The 20,697-nt window shown below is 58.4% G+C and carries 16 protein-coding genes; 7 read left to right on the forward strand and 9 right to left on the reverse strand.

The window, feature by feature from the left end; all coding sequences use genetic code 11:
• The first annotated feature begins 129 nt into the window (after positions 1 to 129).
• Entirely contained in the window at positions 130 to 1,956 is a 1,827-nt protein-coding gene (locus NA78x_RS19465) for a glycerophosphodiester phosphodiesterase family protein (RefSeq protein ID WP_425614039.1), read from the forward strand.
• A 108-nt stretch (positions 1,957 to 2,064) separates the two neighbouring features.
• Positions 2,065 to 3,144 (forward strand): redoxin domain-containing protein, encoded by a 1,080-nt coding sequence (locus tag NA78x_RS19470; RefSeq protein WP_425614040.1) that lies wholly within the window; start codon positions 2,065 to 2,067, stop codon positions 3,142 to 3,144.
• Positions 3,145 to 3,149: 5 nt separating this feature from the next.
• Here the strand turns inward: NA78x_RS19470 and NA78x_RS19475 are convergent, their stop codons facing one another.
• The 3 genes from NA78x_RS19475 to NA78x_RS19485 form a co-directional block, all read right to left on the reverse strand.
• Positions 3,150 to 4,073, reverse strand: coding sequence for a D-alanyl-D-alanine carboxypeptidase family protein (locus tag NA78x_RS19475; RefSeq protein ID WP_425614041.1), 924 nt, complete (start codon positions 4,071 to 4,073; stop codon positions 3,150 to 3,152).
• On the reverse strand, positions 4,070 to 4,369 hold the full coding sequence (locus NA78x_RS19480) for a hypothetical protein (RefSeq protein ID WP_425614042.1): 300 nt from the start codon (positions 4,367 to 4,369) through the stop codon (positions 4,070 to 4,072). The genes NA78x_RS19475 and NA78x_RS19480 overlap by 4 nt, the downstream gene beginning before the upstream one ends.
• A 473-nt stretch (positions 4,370 to 4,842) precedes the next feature.
• Positions 4,843 to 6,288, reverse strand: coding sequence for a BBP7 family outer membrane beta-barrel protein (locus NA78x_RS19485; protein WP_425614043.1), 1,446 nt, complete (start codon positions 6,286 to 6,288; stop codon positions 4,843 to 4,845).
• A gap of 287 nt (positions 6,289 to 6,575) precedes the next feature.
• On the opposite strand from NA78x_RS19485, the gene NA78x_RS19490 reads away from it, so the two are divergent.
• Entirely contained in the window at positions 6,576 to 7,859 is a 1,284-nt protein-coding gene (locus NA78x_RS19490; RefSeq protein WP_425614044.1) for a GGDEF domain-containing protein, read from the forward strand.
• Positions 7,860 to 7,876: 17 nt separating this feature from the next.
• Here the strand turns inward: NA78x_RS19490 and prmC are convergent, their stop codons facing one another.
• The 6 genes from prmC to NA78x_RS19520 all read right to left on the reverse strand — a co-directional run bounded on the left by prmC (position 7,877) and on the right by NA78x_RS19520 (position 14,565).
• Positions 7,877 to 8,755 (reverse strand): peptide chain release factor N(5)-glutamine methyltransferase, encoded by an 879-nt coding sequence (prmC, locus tag NA78x_RS19495; RefSeq protein ID WP_425614045.1) that lies wholly within the window; start codon positions 8,753 to 8,755, stop codon positions 7,877 to 7,879.
• A gap of 137 nt (positions 8,756 to 8,892) precedes the next feature.
• Positions 8,893 to 9,969: a peptide chain release factor 1 gene (gene prfA, locus NA78x_RS19500; RefSeq protein ID WP_425614046.1), complete on the reverse strand. Its 1,077-nt coding sequence runs from the start codon at positions 9,967 to 9,969 to the stop codon at positions 8,893 to 8,895.
• A gap of 183 nt (positions 9,970 to 10,152) precedes the next feature.
• Positions 10,153 to 10,410, reverse strand: a complete 258-nt coding sequence (gene rpmE / locus NA78x_RS19505; RefSeq protein WP_425619465.1) for a 50S ribosomal protein L31 — start codon at positions 10,408 to 10,410, stop codon at positions 10,153 to 10,155.
• Positions 10,411 to 11,259: 849 nt separating this feature from the next.
• Entirely contained in the window at positions 11,260 to 11,760 is a 501-nt protein-coding gene (locus tag NA78x_RS19510; RefSeq protein WP_425614047.1) for a hypothetical protein, read from the reverse strand.
• 103 nt (positions 11,761 to 11,863) lie between these two features.
• Positions 11,864 to 12,880: a DUF1559 domain-containing protein gene (locus NA78x_RS19515; protein WP_425614048.1), complete on the reverse strand. Its 1,017-nt coding sequence runs from the start codon at positions 12,878 to 12,880 to the stop codon at positions 11,864 to 11,866.
• 326 nt (positions 12,881 to 13,206) lie between these two features.
• Positions 13,207 to 14,565: a hypothetical protein gene (locus NA78x_RS19520; RefSeq protein ID WP_425614049.1), complete on the reverse strand. Its 1,359-nt coding sequence runs from the start codon at positions 14,563 to 14,565 to the stop codon at positions 13,207 to 13,209.
• A gap of 377 nt (positions 14,566 to 14,942) precedes the next feature.
• On the opposite strand from NA78x_RS19520, the gene flhA reads away from it, so the two are divergent.
• From flhA to NA78x_RS19540, 4 genes are all read left to right on the forward strand, one after another.
• Complete coding sequence (gene flhA / locus NA78x_RS19525) at positions 14,943 to 17,012, forward strand: flagellar biosynthesis protein FlhA (RefSeq protein WP_425614050.1); 2,070 nt, start codon at positions 14,943 to 14,945, stop codon at positions 17,010 to 17,012.
• A 55-nt stretch (positions 17,013 to 17,067) separates the two neighbouring features.
• Positions 17,068 to 18,243, forward strand: coding sequence for a flagellar biosynthesis protein FlhF (gene flhF / locus NA78x_RS19530; RefSeq protein WP_425614051.1), 1,176 nt, complete (start codon positions 17,068 to 17,070; stop codon positions 18,241 to 18,243).
• A gap of 114 nt (positions 18,244 to 18,357) precedes the next feature.
• Positions 18,358 to 19,245: a MinD/ParA family ATP-binding protein gene (locus tag NA78x_RS19535; protein ID WP_425614052.1), complete on the forward strand. Its 888-nt coding sequence runs from the start codon at positions 18,358 to 18,360 to the stop codon at positions 19,243 to 19,245.
• Positions 19,246 to 19,778: 533 nt separating this feature from the next.
• Positions 19,779 to 20,582 (forward strand): FliA/WhiG family RNA polymerase sigma factor, encoded by an 804-nt coding sequence (locus tag NA78x_RS19540; RefSeq protein ID WP_425614053.1) that lies wholly within the window; start codon positions 19,779 to 19,781, stop codon positions 20,580 to 20,582.
• Positions 20,583 to 20,697 lie beyond the last annotated feature (115 nt).

Consider the following 20,697-nt stretch of genomic DNA (forward strand, 5'->3'; position numbering starts at 1 on the left):
CAGGCACCCTCTCCTTAACTTCCCATCAAATCCCCAAGTCCGCGAGGCGCAGACGCTCCCCAGCCCAGCGGTTCCACGATACGCTAGGGCCTGTCTCCACCGACCACTTCTGCCATTGGATTCGGCCGTTTGGAATACCTGCAAAAAATTGCGGCCGAGAGCGCTTGGATCCTGCGACGCTGCCGGCAGCGATTCCCCTGCGCACTCGCTTTCTCCATCGCCTTTCGCGTGCTGAACCTGATTCTGCTCGCCCCTTTGGCTGCTGGTGTTTTGAAGCTTGGCTTGCATCGCTGGGGACGAGCCTCGGTCGGCAACTTCGAGTTGCTTTGGTTTGCCCTGTCGCCCGAAGGATTGCTCGCCCTGCTGGGCGTGGGGACCTTGTTGCTCGCGTCGACCTATTTGGAATTGGCCGGCCTGTTGCGCCTGCTGGCTGACGATCGACTCCATTGGTGGGAGGCCTTTCGTAGTTCGACGCGGCTGTTTCTGCATCTGGTGCAACTGGGTCTGCGGCAACTGCTGATCTATGCGGTCCTCGCGATTCCCTTTGCCGCGGCAATTGGCCTCATCTACTGGCTCCTCTGGAGCGGCAAGGACTTGAACGGTCTGATTGTGCTCAAGCCGCCAGCCTTCTGGTGGGGCGGCGGTTTGGCTGGCGTCGTGGCGGTTGCCTATGCCACCGTCGTGGCTTGGTTGCTCCTTCGGTGGCTCTATGCCGTTCCCATCCTGTGTTTCGAACCCATCCAGTCGGTAACGCTGGCGATGCGCGAAAGCGCTCGTCGCTCGCGGGGAAACATGGCCTGGGCAGCCACCATGCTCGGAACTTGGGGCGCCACCCAATTGCTGCTGATCTCGGCAACCTTTCGTGTCAGCGACTTTCTGTCCCAAGAGATTCTCCACTTCAGCAGTTGGACGATGTCGACCAGCTTGATTGCCACCGGCGTGGTCTTGATCGCCAATGCCATCCTGGCAGCGGTGCTGGGCCTCATTGGCAATTTGCTGCTGTCGGGCGTCGTTCTCAGCTTGTATCGGCGTACAGTGCAGACCGCGGTCGACTACCACGGGGCGGTGCCGATCGAGGACGCGCCCTTGCGCCGAGGTTGGGTCGTGGGTATTGTTCTGGCCTTGGTGGGAACCCTCACCTCGCTGGGCAGTTTCTTCGCCATTGTCGCTACACCGGTGACTGAACCAGTCGAGATCACCGCGCATCGCGCGGGAGCAACACAAGCGCCGGAGAACACCCTTGCAGCCCTGCGCCAAGCGATTGTCGATCGCGCTGATTGGGCCGAGATCGATGTGCAGAACACGGCCGATGGCAAACTCGTCGTCATGCACGATATCGATCTCGCCCGCATCGGCGGCGGCAAGCGACGTGTCGACCAGGCAACCCTCGCCGAGATCCAAGCCTTCGACGTGGGTAGCCAGTTCGGTGCCGAGTTCGCCGGTGAACACATTGCGACGTTGGACGAATTCCTCAAGGTCGCCGACGATGACATTCGCCTGAACATCGAGCTGAAGCCGCATAACACCCGCGATGCGAAAGTGCTGACGACTCGCGTGGTCGAAGCTGTGCAACGCAGCGGCCAGGTCGACCGCTGCCGCATCTGTTCGCAGTCCTACGAGAGTCTGCAACTGGCCCGGCAGCTGGAACCACGCATTCCCGTCGGCTTCATCGTGGCAACCTCGATCGGTTCGCCCGAAAAGCTGCAGGTCGACTTTCTCATGGTTTCCAGCAAGCGGGCCACGCGTACGCTGGTCGATCGAGCGAGCCTGCGTAACATCGGCGTGCATGCCTGGACGGTCAATAACCCGCACCTCGTTGCTCCGCTGCTCGATGCCGGCGTGTCGAACTTGATTACCGACGATCCGGCGCTCATTCGCCGGGAAGTCGAAGAGATTCGCGAACTCGATACCATCGAGCGCCTGCTGTTGCGGGCCCGCACTGCCATCCTGCATTAGTCCCCGAGAGTTTCTCGCCACGGGCTCTTTTCGCTCGCGCGTGGGAACGGTCCAATAGACTCCGCTGGGGCTATTGCGAAGCGCATCGCTTCGCGCGGGAGTTGCAACATGCCGATGCTGGTTTGCCGAATGCTCTTTCTGGCCGCACTGCTGGTGTCGGTCGCCTCCGTTTCGTCTGCAGCCGATCCGTTCGCCGGTGCCGATCCTTCGTGGGCCTTGTTGCACGAGCCAGCGGTCATCGACGAACTCAAGCTGAGCCCCACGCAGCGTACTGCCTATCAAACACTCATCGACGGCGTCGATCTGCGCTTCTTTCCGCTGCGGAACAAATCGCGCGATGCCATTCTCGCGGGCGTCAAAGAAATCACCGCCGACTGTCAGCAGCAATTGAACGCTCTGCTCCTGCCCGCACAGAACAAGCGCTTTGGCGAGATCGTGATGCGGAAGGTTGGTACCGCCGCGCTGTTGCGTGACGATATCGAAGCGAAGATGAAGTACACCGACGATCAAAAGACCAAGCTCCAAAAGATCATCGACGATACGCAAGTCACCGTCCGTGCGATCGAAAAAGAGGCGAGTGAAGGCAAGCCTCGCAAGCCCCTCGAAGACCGCTTTACCGCCGCCAAGACGGCCGAGCAGAAGAGCATACTGGAACTGCTTACCCCGACTCAGCGAACGACGTGGAAAGACCTCGTCGGCGCGCCGTTCGACATGAGCAAGCTTGGTCGAGCGACCTACCGCGCACCGGAGATTGTCGACACCCAGGAATGGATCAATTCGCCGCCGCTTCGTCTGGCCGATCAGCGGGGTAAGGTCGTTGTCCTCCATTTCTATGCCTTTGCCTGCAGCAACTGTGTTGCCAACTATCCGTGGTATCGCGGCTGGCACGACAAGTTCCAGCGGCAAGACGTAGTCATCATTGGCATTCACACGCCCGAAACCGCAGGCGAGAAGGATGCCAACAACGTCCGCAACTCGGCTACCAAAGAGAAGTTTGCCTTTCCGGTGTTGATCGATGGGAAAAATGAAAACTGGAACGCTTGGGGCAACTCGATGTGGCCCTCGGTCTATCTGATCGACAAGCGGGGCTACTTGCGGCACTTCTGGCCAGGCGAGTTGAACTGGCAGGGGCAAGAAGGCGAGAAGTACATGCGCGAGCGGATCGAGGAATTGCTCGCCGAGAAGTAACTCGCTTAATCATCCTTGTGCCCCCGTTCTCGCCATGCCCAGCGATACAAGTTGCGAGCATCGACATAGCGGCCGTCGTTGCTGGTGCTCCCCAGCACCACCACGATCAAATGGTCTTTGCCTCGCCGCCCGCTCGACACCAGGCAGCTTCCCGCGGGAGTTGTGGTGCCGGTCTTCATCCCCTCAAAGCCTTCGATTTCCAGTAGCCGGTTGGTGTTGTTCCAAACAGAAGTTCGCTTCGCCTGATCGGCACCGGTTACTTCGTACTCGTGCCGTCGCGTGCCGACGATCTTGCGAATCACCTCGTTTTGCATGATGTGGCGCGCCATCTGTGCCAGGTCGGCCGCACTAGTCTGGTTCTTTCCCAAGCCATGCGGATCGACGTACTGAGTCTGCTTAAGATCCCACTTGGCAGCTTGGCGATTCATCTGCGCCACGAAGGCTCCCTGCGCTCCTTCGGCGTCGCCGTCGACCCGATAGCGCTCGCCGCAATGTTCGGCAAAGGCCGTGGCTGCGTCGTTGCCTGAAGGTAGTAGCAAGCCATACAGCAACTCGCGAACGGGGTAGGTATCGCCCGTTTGAATCTTGGCCGACGAGCCGATCGTTTTGGCCGCCTCGGCCGAGATGGTCATCGTCCCGTCAAGAATGTCGGGATGCTCACCCTGCAGATTGAGCGTCAGCCAGGCGGTCATGATCTTCGTCGTACTGGCCATCGGCAGCGAGGTGTTCTCGTTGGCACCCCACAGGAACTTACCGGTATCCGCCTCGACAATCGCCCATGCCTTGGCCGTAACCAGCGGAGGCCCGCCCAGCAGATCGGGCTTTCGCTTCGCCGCCAGCTCTTGGGCCGGTGCCAACTCGCCCAGCAAACTCAGCGTCAATACCAGGCTTGCAAACGCGAGCAGCTTTCGCGTGATACTTAATGTCATGGTTGCCTCTCAAGGATCTCGGTGACTACGGAAGATGATTTTCCCACAATGTGCTCGCCCATTCTCACCGAACAGATCAGCTTGTGACAACCGCTTGGCGCCGTTGGCAACTGTCGACAGTGGCCAATTCCGCCCCCTTGGGAATCAGGCCGCCAACGAACAATCGCATCAGCGGCCACTGATATTTGATAACTTTTTGGCGCATTTTTTTCTGCGCGTCTCTGTTCAAAAGCACTGAGCTGGCAATCACTTGCATTACGAATGTCTGGTAATAATGCCGTTTTCTTGATAACCATTTGATAACCACTTTTTCACCATAAAATACGCAGGTCGTCGCTTACTGACGAATCTCCTGCGGGAGCAGAAGCTTCCCTAATCCCAGTAGCATCTAGCAAGTTCTGCTAGCCGCTGGGGAGTTGCTTCTTCTCCCTTTGTGCTCGCTCGATAGCGGCCAAGAGATCGCCCTTGCGCACATCGCTAGGAAGCAGGTACTAAACAGCGACTACGAAGATGCGGCATACAAACTTTAGAAAGTCTACAGCATGTCGTGACTAGTCTGGTCCGCGCATGCAATGCTTTTTTAGCATGGAGCGCGGCTGCACGGAGGCAGCGCACGTCTCAACCTCTCCCTGGCTTGCCAAGGAGAGGGAGGAAAGAACTGGCAGAAGAACGGCAACTTCGAGCGAATTTTAAGAATGTGTAACGGGTTAACCGCCGAAACTTCGGCGATTTAAGCCGCCACTTACGTTACCCGTCCGTGCGCCCCGCATTAGAAGTTGTATTCCGCACCGAAGCTGATGCCTTGCAGCCAGAAGTCGGTGTCTTGGAAGGCGAAGGCAGGGAGCTGATCGCCGATCACCGGATCGCTGAGGTTCACGCGCAGGTCGACCTGGTCACCCGCCCAGGCTACGTCGTTCCAGTAGAGGAACGAGTAACCCACGCTGAAGGTCCAGTTGTTCTGCTGATAGGCCAGCGTGAAGTTCGCTTCGGGCATGAACGTGAACACATCGCGCGAGTAGTCGCCAATGTTCGTCGAACGGGCGAGCAGACCGACGGGCGAATTCGTCACAGGACCAACCTGTGGCGTGATCACCGTGTTGCCGTCAATGCTCACGCTTTGACGCTGATTGCCAAGGGCCATCTTGCCCAGCATCGAGAACTTCCACGGCCCGCGATAAAAATCAGCATTCAGGCCGATCGCACCGCCGTGAAACTCGTTCTTGGTGCGAAACTGATCGCGCATTGCAACGGTGGTATTCGCCGGGAAGATCCCCTGTGGATCGAGCAGGACGAGCTCCGAGTTGCGAATCGTCAGATTGTCGTCGAGGCGCGAGAACTGATAACCGCCGAGCAAGTCGACTTGCCAGTTTTGGTCACCGGTCCAATAGCGGCGGAGCATCGCATCGGCGCCGAGCATGCTGGAACTCGATCGCACGTCGATGACGCCGTCGGTCGAGACGCCCGGAAACGCGACCAACAGAGCATCTTGCTGCGCGATCAGCACATTGAAGAACGGGCGAGCGAGGATCGGCGAGCCGGCAGCCGATTCGGCGTGGAACGAATCGGTGCTCTCGCCCAAGCCATAAAAGCGACCGACTGCGGTCCACAAACCTTCTGCATCCAACTGACGACCGACGGTCAAGCGACCGCCGCTGCGCCAATCGGTGCCGACGTCATTGTTGCCGTACAGAATCGTGGTCGACGGTTCGCCGAGCACACCGGCGTCTACCATCGGAGTACCATCGAAGCTGGTGGTCACCAGCGGCGGCAACGCGCGACCTCGTCCCCACCACATCAAGTATTCGATGCGAGCAAAGTTTTTTGTCGGGCAGCAGCAGCAAACATTGCCACAGCCGTCGTTCAACTGGCAACTATCGCAGCAACCGGGATAGCCCATGTCGGACTGCATCATTCCGGGGTCGAACGGCTGAACGTCGGCTTCGGCCTGTCGGGCCGCTGTGTAGCTCTCGGGGGCAGCGGGAATCTCGTTACTGGTGCCGTCATCGTAGTAACTAGCGTAACGATTGACCCCTGCGGATTTCGTCACCACCGGCGCCAATTGCGTTTCTTCGCTCTCGGCTTCCGCACTCACCTGCTGTTGCTGGGTGGGGAAGTACGATTTCCAAGTGCGGCGGCCACTCTCCTGTGCCTGAACTGGCAGGGTGAGCAGAACGGTCAAGATGATGAGCGACGATGACTGCCAGAACGTATTCATTTCCGCCTACTCCGCTGGCATCGTGGCAGCGATGCTACCACTCGGTATGGATCGCAAGGGACAAAACGACTTTGCCGCCTCTAACGAAGATTCCGAGCCTATCAACCAATTCGGCTGTAACGCCTGTAACGAATAATCCGCGACTGCTGATTCCGGTTATGGAAGCTGCGCAAACTTTTCCAGCTAGCGGCGCGGCGACAGCAACTACGGCAAATCCGCCGCAAACAGCCATTCCGGTGACGCGTTTCTGATGACGTAGAGTCTTGTGACAGCAGGTTTTAGCTGGAGTGACTGCGTTGATCTTGTTCGTGCTCAGTGTGGCGATCATGAACTTCGGCCTGGGTTATGCCCTCGCCGTGCTGCTGTCTGATGCGCCCATCTTCAACGCTCAACTGCTCCGCAAAGCGCTGACCGTAGTCGTCAAAGGGGGCGCACCCTCTCCGCAACCGCTGCCCGAAGAGATTCAGCCCGCTGTCGTTGCCGATTTGCCCTCCGCCTGGCTCGAACAACTCACAGCAGCCAACTTGCCACCCGAGTCATTCGTCGAAGGCTTGCTGCTCAAACTGAATTTGTCGGTCACGCCTTATCGAGAGCAACTGCTCACGGCCGAAGTCCGCGGCCGGCATGCGCTGAGCCGGCTCGATCAACCGGCAGAACTGCAAGTCCTCACCGATGCCCGTGCGTTGCACACCACCTGGCGGGAGTTCCTGCACGTCACGCTGCAGCTGGTTCAAGCGTTTGCGAACCGCGTCGAAGGTGATGCGTCGCTGCTCTCGAAACTGGAACTCGTGCTCGAAGATCAATTGACGGCGCTCGACCGAATCGGTCACGCGCTGGCGGAAATCGATCTCGCGAAAGAGCCAGAACAAGGCATGCGGCACTTGCTCGAACAGCTCGATGGCTGCATCGAGCTACTGCATCGCGGCCGCGATAGCTGGCAACACTTGCTCGCTCAAAAGCTGCGCGGCGGCAAAGAGAAGACGCTTCCCTCGCAACCGCTCTATCTCGACCCGCTCACGGGACAGATCAGCCGCGTGGGTCTCGAAAGCCTGTTTCAACTCTGGTGGAACGAAGATCCGCAGCGCCTGCGGCTCGTCAGTTGCGCGCTCGTCGATATCGATCGGCTGGGCCGCCTGAACGATCGGCTCGGTCATCGCGCCGGCGATCGCATTCTCAACGCCGTGGCCAATTTACTGGGAACGGGCATTCGTAACGATCGCGGGTTCGACCGCCTGGCGCGTTACAGTGGTCAGCAGTTCTTGGTCTTCATGGGGGACACCGGTCCGCGCAATGCCGCGAGCGCGATCGAGCGAATTCGGCAATCGCTGGAAGCAGTCACGCTCGACTACGAAGGCACCGAACTCGATACTTCGATCAGCGCGGGCATCGCCGCGGTCCAGCGGAACGATACGCTCGACGCGTTCCTGCTGCGACTAAAAGAAACACTGCAAAACGCCAAGCTACACGGGCGCAATCGCACCAGCGTGGATGAAGGCGAAGGCCCGCAGGTGGTCGACAACCCGCAGCGTTATCCGGTCCGTGCTAACTGCGTACGCATCGAGCAAGCCTAGTCGTAAGTAGCCCGAGATTACTTGCGTTTGGCCGAGACAATTCGCTTATGGCCAGCGAGATCTTTGGTCGTGACAGCCGGTTCGAAGTTGCCGTCGCTGTTCACCAGTTCAGCGACACGGTCGGCGATCATCGGGCTCAGTTCCAGAGCGAGCAAGCCGCCGGGAATGAGATGCCGGGCTGCCTGCGGAATCAGCTGAGCAATCAGTTCCGTGCCGAGAGGTCCTGAGACGAGTGCGGAGGTTGGTTCAAAGTCTTTGACCGAACGATCGAGTTGCTCAAACTCACTTTCGCTGACGTAGGGCAAGTTCGCGGCAATCGCAAAAAAGCGATCGCTGGGCTGAAGACCGCTCAGCAAGTCACCGACGACGACCTTCACACGCGAGTCGACACCCAGGTCGACGGCATTCTTGCGCGCAATCTCAGCGGCCGCGGGACTCTGATCGATGGCCACGACGTTGCTCGTCTTGGCCTGCTTGGCAATTGCAATGGCCACCACACCGCTGCCGGTGCCGACATCAGCCACCAAGTGCGGCGAAACGGTTGGTGCCGCTTTGATGGCGTCGACCACCAACATCACCAGATGCTCGGTCTCGGGACGAGGGATCAGCGTATCGCGGGTGACGGTGAACGGCAGGGAATAGAATTCCTTCTTGCCAACGATGTACGCGACCGGCATGCCCGTGACTCGTTGCTTGACGAACTCGCGAAACTTCGCCCGCTGCTCTTCCGTGACAATCTCGCCAAACCGAGCATACAATTGAATTCGTTCGCACCCCAGCGCGTGACCGAGCAGCACTTCTGCCTCCAAGCGAGGCTGTTCCAGATTCTGCTTTTTAAAATAGTCCGCCGTCCACGTGAGCAACCGACTAATCGTCCATGGTTCTTCGGTGCTCATTGGCGTTCCATTTTCGCTCGTGAACGAGTGTTGTCAGGAATCGGGAGTCAGGATTCAGGAGGTCGGAACTCAGAAGACAGAGGTCGGAGATTTAAAAGTCCTCGTGTCTCAAAACTCAGAACTCCAGAACTCTGAACTTAATCGAGCCCGCCCATGGTGCTGCGGAGTTCGTTGCGGTCGTGTTCGATCAGCGCGTCGGTGACGGGTTGCAGGTCGCCGTTGATGATCTGGTCGAGTTTGTACAGCGTCAGGCCGATGCGATGATCGGTCAGGCGATTTTCGGGGAAGTTGTAGGTGCGAATGCGTTCGCTACGATCGCCGCTGCCGACGAGCGACTTGCGCTCCGCAGCACGCTTCGCATGTTCCCGCTGTTGATAAATGTCGTAGACGCGGCTCTTCAAAATGCGCAGCGCCTTGGCCATGTTCTTGTGCTGGCTCTTTTCTTCCTGCATGAAGACGACGACACCCGTTTCGTAGTGCGTCAGCCGAATCGCCGACTCGGTCTTATTCACGTGCTGGCCACCCGGTCCGCTGGCGCAGGTCTTGTCGATGCGATAATCGCGATCGGGCTTCAGATCGATTTCGACGTCTTCCACTTCGGGCAACACCGCGACGGTAGCCGCCGACGTGTGGACGCGCCCCTTGGCTTCCGTTTCCGGAACTCGCTGCACGCGATGGCCCCCCGATTCGTACTGCAATTCGCGAAAGCAGCCTTCGCCTTCAAAGGTCAGAATGATTTCTTTGAAGCCGCCCATTTCCGTGGGGCTGGCATCCATGATTTCCATTTTCCAGCCACGCTTGTCCGCGTGCCGCTTGTACATTTGAAACAAGTCTTGCGCAAACAGGGCCCCTTCGGCACCGCCGACACCCGCGCGAATTTCCATCACGCAGCGATAGCGATTGGCGTCTTCGCCGCCGACGGTCATATCGAGCAGTTCGCCCCATAGCTGTTCGCGATGCTCGCGAACGGTGGGCAACTCCATTTCGGCCAGTTGGCGCTCGTCTTCGTTGGGGCTCGTCTGCATCAACTTCAGCTCTTCGATTTCGGCGACAAGCTGTTTGAAGCGGCGGTACTTACTGGCCACCTTGGCAATCGAGCCATGTTCGCGCGCGGCGGCGGCAAACTTGGCACCATCGGCGAGGATGGCGGGGTCCGCCATCTGGCGTTCGAGGTCTTCAAACCGGCCGAGTTTTTTTTCGAGATCTTCGCGCATGAGCTGCACCTACTTCAGAAAGAAAGCAGGGCAAGAAAGAATCGCGGTCGCCATTTCAACCGCGGAGCCGGCAGTCGCAAAACATCGACGCCGGCATTCCCACTTCGCCCCGACCCACAAAGACTGCCGCGAAAACGTGCGAGCAGTCTGTTTCCATCAGACACGACGGGCGGGGGCTGGTCGCTACTCGTCGGCGACGGGGGTTGCCTTCTTCTTGGCTGGCTTGGCCAAGCTGGCGTACGTGCCGGCTTCGAACTTCTTCTGGAACTTCTCGATACGACCGGCGGTGTCGAGGAACTTCAGCTTGCCGGTGTAGAACGGGTGACAAGCGGAGCAGATGTCGATCCGCAGTTCCTTCTTGGTGGCCCGCGTTTGGAAGGTATTGCCGCAACTGCAGGTCACAGCGCAGTCGACGTAGTTGGGGTGAATGCCGTCTTGCATGGCCGGAGGTCCTAACTGGATTTGCCGCACGCGTTTGCTGCGTGTCTGATAGCATCCGCTGGATAGTTGCAGCGGAAACATACCAATATATCGGTCGCTGGCAGGGTGAACAAGTGCGGAAAGGCCATGGTCAGGGGCCTAATTCAGGTGGTTGGTGAGGGCGCGGCCGTTCAGGGCCCATTATCCACACCGATTCCATTCTTCTGCAGCACCGAAGGTGCTGCAAGTTCGCAATTGCCAGTGTGAACGGCCGGAACGAAATCGTCGGAAGATCCGACCATGCCGCAGGTCGCAACTTCCGGTCGATCTGCTCGAGTGGCCAGAAGAAACTCCGGGCAGACTCGACACCCCGATAGGGCATTGCCGCGCCCGGCACCACCAGCGCCAGATAGCTCCCGACGTACAACACCGGCAGGACCAGGAAGACAATGGCAACGATAAGCGGTGCGCGGTTGGTCATAAGACTCTGCCGTAACGAATCAATCGCCACAAATTGAAACATCCAATTGCGAAAAAAGCGGGATTAATTGAAACAGCAAACCACCACATTCTCTCGTGTCTCGGGTCCACAGGATCGTGCGAGACAAGTGAGCCACACAGAAGGGCGATGGGGAGCATGGCAGCTACCGTGTAGACGACTACTCGGACCCGATCCGGCGGGGGATTGGTGTTCCCTCCAGCACTTCGTGCAGACTCTAGCCAATAGATAATGGCAAGAATCGCGGAAGAAATGATTATGAGAATGAGCGGAATCATTCCCCCCATTCTACCCGCGCACGAAAAAGCCCTGCCAGTGTTGGCAAGGCTATCTGTTCGAGCGAACTGGAGATTTCTGCGAGGGGCAGTGCTTTACTTCTTGGGACGTTCCAGCGGAATGGTGAACTCGTTGGGGCCGCGGGTTTGAATATCGAGGACCAAGTTCGAGGTGCGGAATTCGAGGTACTTGGGATCGATGGTGCGAGAGAGTTGCGCGGTTAGGTCTCGGCCGGAGCCATCGGCGGCCAGGCGGGAGATCGAAACGCGGTGTTCTCCGGCCATCGCGCCGTTGTCGGGGCGATCGGTACTGAGCACAAACGTGCCGTCCGGCTGGATCACTCCCGCTGAACGGGCATACGGCTTTTTGGTCGATTCGAAAACGACGGTCACGCCCGTGGCGGCGGGAGTTCCATCGTCTTTGAAAACAACCTTGCCCGTCACAGGATAGGTAGGCTCGCGGGAACTACATCCTACAATCGCGATCACGACTAGAAATGCATAAAAGGCGAAGGCTGCGTACTTGCCCTCGGCCGTAGCGGCAGGTGGACGGGCAATGGGCAGTTCGTCGGCGGGTTCCTGAGGAACGAAGGTCATCCTGCAAACTCCTATAGTCCAGAATTCCACACCAGGAGTGGAATGAAGCAAGCAAACAGGGAAGTGGCACGTACCTGGCAGACAGACGCTGCGAAGAGCGCCGTTAGAAGTCGCCCACGGGTTGGCCATCGGCGCGAACCGACAAACGATGCAGCGTATCGAGATTGATGTTGTTCGAGATTGCCCGCACGCTGCCATCGCCAATGGCAAAATTGCAGATGCTGGGATGCTGACTGCCGTATCGCAGGTTCCAGTCGGTGCCGGCATACTCCACATCCGACACGAGGCCGAATTCCGTGGTCCAACGTCCCGTGGTCGGGTCCTGTGTTCCTTTGTGGCCAGCATAGCGCCGGTACTGCGATTGGTAGTCGCCGTTCCAGATCGGACCCGAAGCGGCTGTCTTGACCGGGATATGCATTTCGCCGATCAGCAGCGTGCTCGATAGCCCGTCCGTAAAGACTTTGAAGTTCGACAGTAGGCTCCAGCTGCTGAGCGTCGAATGGGATGCAGCGCAGCCGCCCGTGTTCGCAAAACCGGTTTGCTGGACGGGCGGATTGGGCGGGCAAGTCATGATCGGTGTGTTGCTGCGGCGAAACGCGCCGTCGAAAGCTTCGGTCTCGGCTGTCGGAGTGCCCGCGTTGGTTCCTTCGCAGGCACCGTAGTCGGAATAGCCCGCGGGCCCCGTGGAACTGACCGAGTAGGCTCGCGACTGCTGAGCGGTCTTGTTACGAATGCCCTGGGGTCGCGTGGGGCAGGTGAGCATCTTGAGATGGCCGCCGGCTTCGGGTGGCTGCTCGTAGTACTTCTTTTGCAGGTCCCAGTTGGCCGCTTGAGCCCGCTGCTCAATGTGCGGTAGCAAAAACACGGCCCAAGTCGCCCAGCCATCGGCCAGATCGACCGGCGGAATCGAGCCATGGGTGTCGTGAAAATTGTGGCAAGCCAAACCCAACTGTTTGAGTTGATTGGTGCATTGCGTACGGCGAGCAGCTTCGCGGGCCGCCTGAACCGCCGGTAGCAGCAGAGCGACCAGCACCCCGATGATCGCGATGACCACCAGCAATTCGACCAACGTGAAAGCTGAACGATTTCCCTGCCGATTCCGAGCAAGACTGGTGCGCATAACGTCTCCATCGAGAAAGACTGCCGTCGAATCCCAAAAACGCATCGCCTAGCGTTGATATTAACGGCCTTGCGGGTTAACGCAAGCAAATTCTCGGCGGGAACTGCGGAATGCCGCGATGGGAGACTCGCAGAGACCTCGATTCTAGGGAGCCTTACCTTCCCTTAGAAGCACAACCCCTCAACAGAAGGGTGCTCACAAACCGCCGGTCTCCTACTCGCATTTGCCGAGAGATATCGCGATTCCACGCCCATAAGTGGGGGTTGCTTGTGAACGTCTATTTCCCGGACTACCTTCGGCAATGTTTGGCGAATGGCAACGACCGGCTACTTATCCCAGTCCAGCCCTTCGGTGAAGATGGTCACCTTGCTGCCGGTGCCGTCGGGCTTCACGAAGATCGTGAGTTCCGCTTCGCCCCGTTTGCGCTTGAGGATGCACGACACGCCGTAGAGGTCGCTTCCTTCGGTCTGCCAGCCTTGAGCGGCCAGTTGCTTGGTCAATTCGGTGGCGAGCGTCTTGTAGGGTTTGGTGCTCGCGAACGCGACCTGCTCGACGAGGGTTTTGTATTCGACGTCGGGAACATCCTTGAGAATGGCCAGGTCTTTGACATTCAGCTTGGCGGTGGCCGGCTTGGGCATGGGAGCTGGGTCGGCTGGTTCCGGCTTGGAGGGACGAGCGGGGCTGGGCTTGGTTGCTTCGGTCGTACTGGGGGCCGCTTTCTTGGGGCTGGTATAGGGAGCGGCGAACTTGAGGTCGACGAGCCACTTGTCGTCGAAGAACTCTTCTTCCCCATCGGTCTTGAGCAGCCCCTGAACTTGTCCGCCGGCGATTTGAAACTCCAGCGTGTTGATGGCGCCAACCGAGCTGAAGCCTCGTTTGGAGTGAGCGGCGTGCGACACGACGCAGCTGAAGATTTTGCCGTCTTCTTCGTGGCACGAGATAATGAGCGCGTTGCCATAGTCGCCAAATTGAGCCTTGATATCGGGCTTCTTATCGCGCGAGTGATCCTTCTCGGTCATGACGATGGTCAGGCTCGATTTGTCGGCGAAAGCTTCGCGGGGGTAGGCCGAAATGAAGGCCAGCTTGGCCTCTTTGCCATTGCCAATGAACTTGCCGGTCACGCCCACTTTGGCCAGTGGCTGAGCGGGCCCAGTAGATGATGCCGAGGTGGCAGCAGAGCCCAACAGCGGCGCTGTGAACTTCAGATCGATGCTGCGGCGGAAGTTGTCGGCGCCTTCGGGAGCCAGTTTGACGTAACCGGTCGCGACGGCACCTTCCTTCTTCAGCGAAGCTTCGACCTTGCTGCTGGAAGTGCTGATGGAGGTGCCGCTAGCGTAACAGAAGCACGAGATGGCTTTGCCCTCAGCATCGAAGACGATCTTCAAATGCGGACCGCGAGGAGAAACGTCGGTATCTTCGCCGTCGTTCTCTTTCAGCGACTTGGCGATCGCGGCGGCATCGATGGCGCGGTCGGTAAACAGCACGCCAGTTGCCGCCTCATCGAACGACTTCGTGGGGTAAGCCAAAGCATGGGTCAGGTTGTAAGTCTTGGTGCCAATCAGCAGGGTTCCCTCGACGGGCTTGGCTGCCGCTTTCGTCTCAGTTTTTCCGCCTTGGGCAATAACAGGCGCCTGGCAAACAGGAGCCAACGACAGCACGAGAGCGATGTGAACGGGCAGGTTCATCGAATCATCCAGCGACGAGAAGGTGAGAAGAGTCTGGAAAGAACTCCAGCGGAAAAATACCACGTTTGTGACAGCACGTGGGAACATTTCTGAGTTGCACACCTAGGCCGCAGACTTAACCAGCTCACACAGAATGACTTACGGGCCCTCGTCTCTAAGGGCCAACGCAGGCGATTTTTAAACGCCACAGAAGGCAACCCGCCGCCACGCTTACGGGAAAGTGAACCCTGCAGGTGCGAAAACTAGCACCAATCGCTGGCGGATTGACCTCGACATGATGTCGCACCGCAGGTAACTTCCGCCCCTCTTGTCTGCCCAGAAATGAAAGCACTTTTCCAGGGAAGTGCCGCCTAATAAGCGGCCCGTTGAACATACGAATGTCGTGGTTGTCGCGCTGGCAAGATCTGATTCTCCCGATCTCGCTGATTACCAGCTTGCTGGTGATCCTCGTGCCGCTACCGCCTGAAGTTTTGGACGTTTTGCTGGCAGGCAACATTGCCCTGTCGGTGATCGTGCTCCTTACGACCATCTATGTAAAGACGCCGCTTGAGTTCAACGTCTTCCCCTCGATGCTGCTGGCCACCACGCTCGCCCGCCTGGTGCTGAACGTCGCCTCGACGCGACTCATTCTCACCCACGCCGGTGACGAAGGCCTGGAAGCAGCCGGCGGTGTGATCGCCGGGTTTGGTAACTTTGTGGCTGGCGATCAACTGGTTGTCGGCATCATCATCTTTGTGATCATCGTCGTGATTCAGTTCATGGTGATTACCAAGGGTGCTACCCGCATCAGCGAAGTGGCCGCGCGATTCGCCTTAGACGGTATGCCCGGCAAGCAGATGGCCATCGATGCCGACATGAACGCCGGCATCATCGACGAAAAAGAAGCCCAGCGACGACGCGAAGAAGTCGGCCAGCAAGCGGACTTTTACGGAGCGATGGACGGTGCCAGTAAGTTCGTCCGCGGCGACGCGATCGCGGGCATCATCATCACGCTCGTGAATATCGTTGGTGGCTTTGTCATCGGTGTGTTTCAGTACGGGATGGACCTTTCCGAAGCGGCCGAAGTCTTTACCAAGCTCTCGATTGGTGACGGTCTCGTCAGCCAGGTGCCAGCGTTTTTGATTTCGCTCGCCGCTGGTTTGCTCGTCACGCGTAGTACACAAAAGAGTGACCTGCCTGTCGAGTTCCTGAAGCAGATCCTGAACAATCCGCGGACACTGGTCGTCGCAGGTGGATTCTTGCTGATCCTGATTATGACCAGCCTTCCCAAGCTGCCGCTGCTGGCGATTGGCTTCGGCTGCTTTGGCTTGTCGATCATGATTTCGAAGAAGGCCAAGGTCGACCAGGCCAAAGAAACCGAACAACAAAAAGCTGAACAACAGGCAGTAAAGCCCGCTGAAGAGCGGATCGAAGATTTCCTGGCCATCGATCCGATGGAGATCGAAATCGGAGCCGCGCTCATTCGCCTGGCGAGTCCGAAATACGGCGGAGATCTGCTGCCGCGCATCACGGCGGTTCGTCAGCAAGTGGCTGCCGAAATTGGCATCATTCTGCCGAAGGTCCGCATTCGCGACAACATCCGCCTGGGCGAAAACCAGTATCGAATCAAGATTGCCGGCAACCCTGTCGCTGCCGGCGAAGCCTACCCGGGCAAGTTGCTGGCCATCGATTCGGGCGTGACGACTGGCAAGATCCCGGGCATCGAAACCAAGGATCCCGCCTTTCAACAGAACGCCGTGTGGATCGATCCAGGCTTGGAAGAACGAGCCCGGATGCTCAACTACACGCCGGTTGAACCGACCGCTGTCCTCGCGACTCATTTACAAGAACTGGTTCGTCGCCATGCCGACGAACTGCTCACTCGCGATGCTGCCAAGCATCTCGTTGACGAGCTCAAGAAGATCAGCCCAGCCGTCGTTGATGAACTCATTCCTGGCCTGATGAAGCTGCACGACGTGCAACAAGTGCTGCAGATGCTGCTGCGTGAAGAAGTGCCGATCAAGCAATTGAGCCTGATTCTCGAAACACTGGGCGACACCGCTGCGAAGACGAAGGACTCGGTTTACCTGGCCGAATACGTTCGCCATCGTCTAGCGCGCACCTTGTGCACACGTTACCGCGACGCAGAAAGTCGTTTGTTCGTCTTGACGTTGGACCCCGCGCTCGAAGATAAGATCGCCGCGGGAATCGACCACAGCGAGCGAGGTCTGTTTGTTCGTGTACCCCCGAACACCATCGAAAAGATCTGCGACAAGATTGCTGCCGAACTGCCCAAGCTGACGCGCGGTGGCCACAAGCCAATCGTCCTCGTCAGTCCCCAGATTCGTGCCGGACTCAAGCAGATGACCTCGGGCAACCTGTCTCGCCTGGTGGTGCTCAGCTTTAACGAGATCACCCGCGATACCCGCGTCGAGATCATGGGCATCATTCCCGACACCGATAAGTAGCCACCATCAAATAGTTGCCGCAAACCGAACTCCGTTCGCTTAGAAAATCTACTTCATGGACTTACGAACTTACCGAGCCCGCTCGCTGCAAGAAGCCTTGCGGTTGGTCCGCGCCGACTTGGGCGACGATGCAGCGGTGCTGCATACTCGCGAAGTGGGTAGCGGCATGCTCCGTTGGTTCGGTCGAACCGAAATCGAAGTCACCGCCTCGAATGAAGTGGACGTGCCAAGTCGATTGCCCGCTGCTTCTCGCTTTGAGCACGATCTGCACGAGTCGATTCCCGAGCCAGTTGTTGGCTACATGCCTTCGTCTGCGGAAGCTACCGACTTCGCCGACTATCGCCTGCGCTTCCGCGAACTGCTGCAGCAAGACAACGAAAGTGAGTACTCGGTCGTCGATTCTCTCTGCACGCAAGCCGATGCCGTGCGAGTCGCCAGCCCGCAGTTGCTCGCCAAAATCCGTCAGCAATTGCGATTGGCGGGCGTCGAAGAAGACACGGCATCAGCGTGGCTTGCCCAACTGCAAGACTACATTGCCCAACGTCCGAACTGCACGGGTGGTGACCTAGACGAACAGCTACTAAGGACCGTCGAAGGCGAAATTTCGCTCGCCGGACCGCTGCAGCTGCCGGCTGGCGAACGTAGAGTCGTCGCTCTGGTTGGTCCGACCGGTGTCGGCAAAACAACGACGGTTGCGAAACTGGCCGCTCAGTTCCGCCTGAATCAACAGCGCCGCGTAGGCTTAATCACCATCGACACCTACCGCATCGCGGCTGTCGATCAGCTGAAGACTTACGCCGACATCATGAACTTGCAGTTGGAAGTGGCCTCGACACCGCGGGAAATGTCTGCCGCGCTCGCTGCCTTGGCCGATTGCCAGTTAGTGCTCATCGACACCACGGGCCGCAGCCCGCGGGATGCGATGCGCATCGCCGAACAACGTTCGTTGCTCTCGATTGCAGATCCCGACGAAGTGCATCTGGTGCTCAGTTCCACTTCGAGCACCGCCTGCCAACAACTGGCCATGCGTGCCTATGCGAGTGTCGGTCCAACGTCGCTCATGCTCACCAAACTCGACGAACTGCCACAGTTGGGATCGCTCGCGAGCCTGCTTCGCGAGACCTCGTTACCCTTGAGCTACACCACCCACGGCCAGAATGTGCCCGACGACATTCGTGCCGCCGACCGCCGCTGGTTGGCTTGCAATTTGACAGGAATGCGCACCGCCTAAGCCAACGAAGCCCCTACAACTCCACTCGCCGACGCTACTGCCTGCCCAGCAGTGTCTGTCAGTCACCGGTTGCACGAAATGCAAACTCGTGCCGAGCCCGATCGAATTTCAGCCATGGCAGAACACCCCGAACAAAGTACGAATCAGCCGAATATGCGAGACCAGGCCACACCACTGCGCAAGCTCGTCCTCCGCGAATCCGCGGCCGGGATCGATGGCTCGCAGTCACGCCTGATTGTGATTGCTGGCGGTAAGCCCGGTCTGGGTGTCACCACACTGAGCGTGAATCTAGCGGTCGCCTTGGCTCGTCACGGTCTGCGCACGGTGCTCATCGACGCCGATATGCAACAAGCGGAAGCTGCCGAATTGTGTGGCTGTGCTGCCTCGCCCAACCTGGGCGAAGTCCTCGCTTCGCGTCGCGATATTCACGAAGTGCTGCAACGCGGACCCGGCGGCATCCAATTGGTGCCTGGCGTTCCTACCGATGCCAGCCGCACCGCGTGTTCGCCCAAAGCACAACAACGCTTTCTGCGGCAATTGAATTCACTCGGCAAGCACGTAGATATGGTGGTGGTCGATGCCGGCAACTCACCGACCGATTTGGCCAGACAGTTGTGGACCGCTGCCGACGAAGTGCTGCTGGTGACCTCGCCCGACGTCGTCGCGGTGATGGACTCCTACGCGGCCGTCAAAACCATGTTCACCCCTGGTGGTGCTAGCCCGCGTCTTCGCTTAATCGTGAATCAGGCGGAAGGTGCCGCTGAAGCGGCCGACGTCTTTCGCCGCATCGATCAATCTTGTCAGCGGTTCCTGGGCGTGAGCCTGGAACTCGCTAGCGACTTACCCGGTGATTTGCAGGCCCGACAAGCGGCTCGGCACGGCGTGCCGGTGTTGCTGCTTGCTCCTCAATCACCGCTCAGTCGGTCTATCGATCAATTGGCAGATTCGTTGCTTGCTACCGACGAAGAGCAACCGCCCGTCGAGATTCGGCGCGCGGCCTAGTTCCACGCAGTGACAGCAAAGAACTCAACTAATTCACGTACGAAACGATCAGAAACTCGGAGAAAACAAAACAGCCAGTTCCACTCAACTTCGAGGGGTCTGGCAGCCGAATAACAGACAAGCGTGAAAGCGCTTGTACGAGTCAAACTGTATCGTTTGCACAGAGTTAAACGGCGGCACAAGAAATCATGGGGCGAGCTTACGCTGGAGTACTCGGACCGTTAGCCTGCACTTTGGTGCTGGTTCGCGGTGCAATCTCCGGCGGCGGAACAGAAGCCACCCTCCTGTTTGCTTGTGGTGCCATGTTTGGATTTGCGGTAGTCGGATTTGTTGCGGGCCAGTTGGCGGAATCGTTTATCGCCGAAGGGGTCCGACAAAAATTCCTGACTGCCTTGGAGCAGCAACGTCAGTCGTCGACTGCCGCTGCTGTGAAGTAACACCCCCCACGGAAAAAACGTCGCGCATGATGTGCGACGGGTCGGTTGCGAACGAAGGCTACCCCTTTCGTCGCAAGCCTAATCACGGAGGATAGAATGACGACCACTACGGTTGCTCCCGTTGCCGCTGCACCTGTTCTCGAAATTGATGAAGTATGGAAGCGCTATAAGGCTGATCAAAGCTGTCAGGAGCACCGAAACCGGCTTGTTGAAAATTACCTTCCGCTGGTCAAGTACAACGGCGAACGCATCTGGGCTCGCTTGCCCGAAGGTGTGGAACTCGACGACCTGATTTCGGCCGGCATCTTCGGCCTCATGGACGCCATCGACGCGTTCGACATGAACCGCGGTGTGAAGTTCGAGACCTACTGTGTGCCTCGTATTCGCGGTGCCATGCTCGACGAACTGCGCACCATGGACTGGGTTCCTCGCCTGGTCCGCAGCAAGGCCAGCAAGCTGGGCGAAGCCACCAAGACGCTCGAAGCTCGCCTCGGCCGCCATCCTTCGGTTCTCGAATTGTCCGCTCACATGGAACTGCCCGTTCCTGAGCTGGAACGGATGATCACCGAGGCTTCGGCTGTCAACCTGATCAGCCTCAACAAGAAGTGGTACGAAACGGACAGCTACAAAGATGTCCGCGAAATCGACATTCTCGAAGACAAGAAGGGCGAAGATCCGACTCGCCGCATTCAGAAAAACGATCTGATGCGTCTCGTCACCAAGGGTCTGAATCGCAACGAACGCCTCATCATCATTCTGTACTATTACGAAGAACTGACGATGAAGGAAATCGGCGCCACGCTCGATCTGAGCGAAAGCCGCGTTAGCCAGATGCACAGCAGCATCGTCGCCCGCCTGCAAACGCAGCTCGGTCGTCGCCGTCCCGAATTCGGCGGCTAGTAACCGTTGCTTCAAATCGACACACGCAATCAAAGGCGAGCTGCTCACGCAGACTCGCCTTTTTGCATTTTTTAAGTAGCCCGACGCGTGAGCGAGGGAGAATCGCCGGTTTGCC

The sequence above is a fragment of the Anatilimnocola aquadivae genome, assembly GCF_049819085.1.
Taxonomy (GTDB): domain Bacteria; phylum Planctomycetota; class Planctomycetia; order Pirellulales; family Pirellulaceae; genus Anatilimnocola.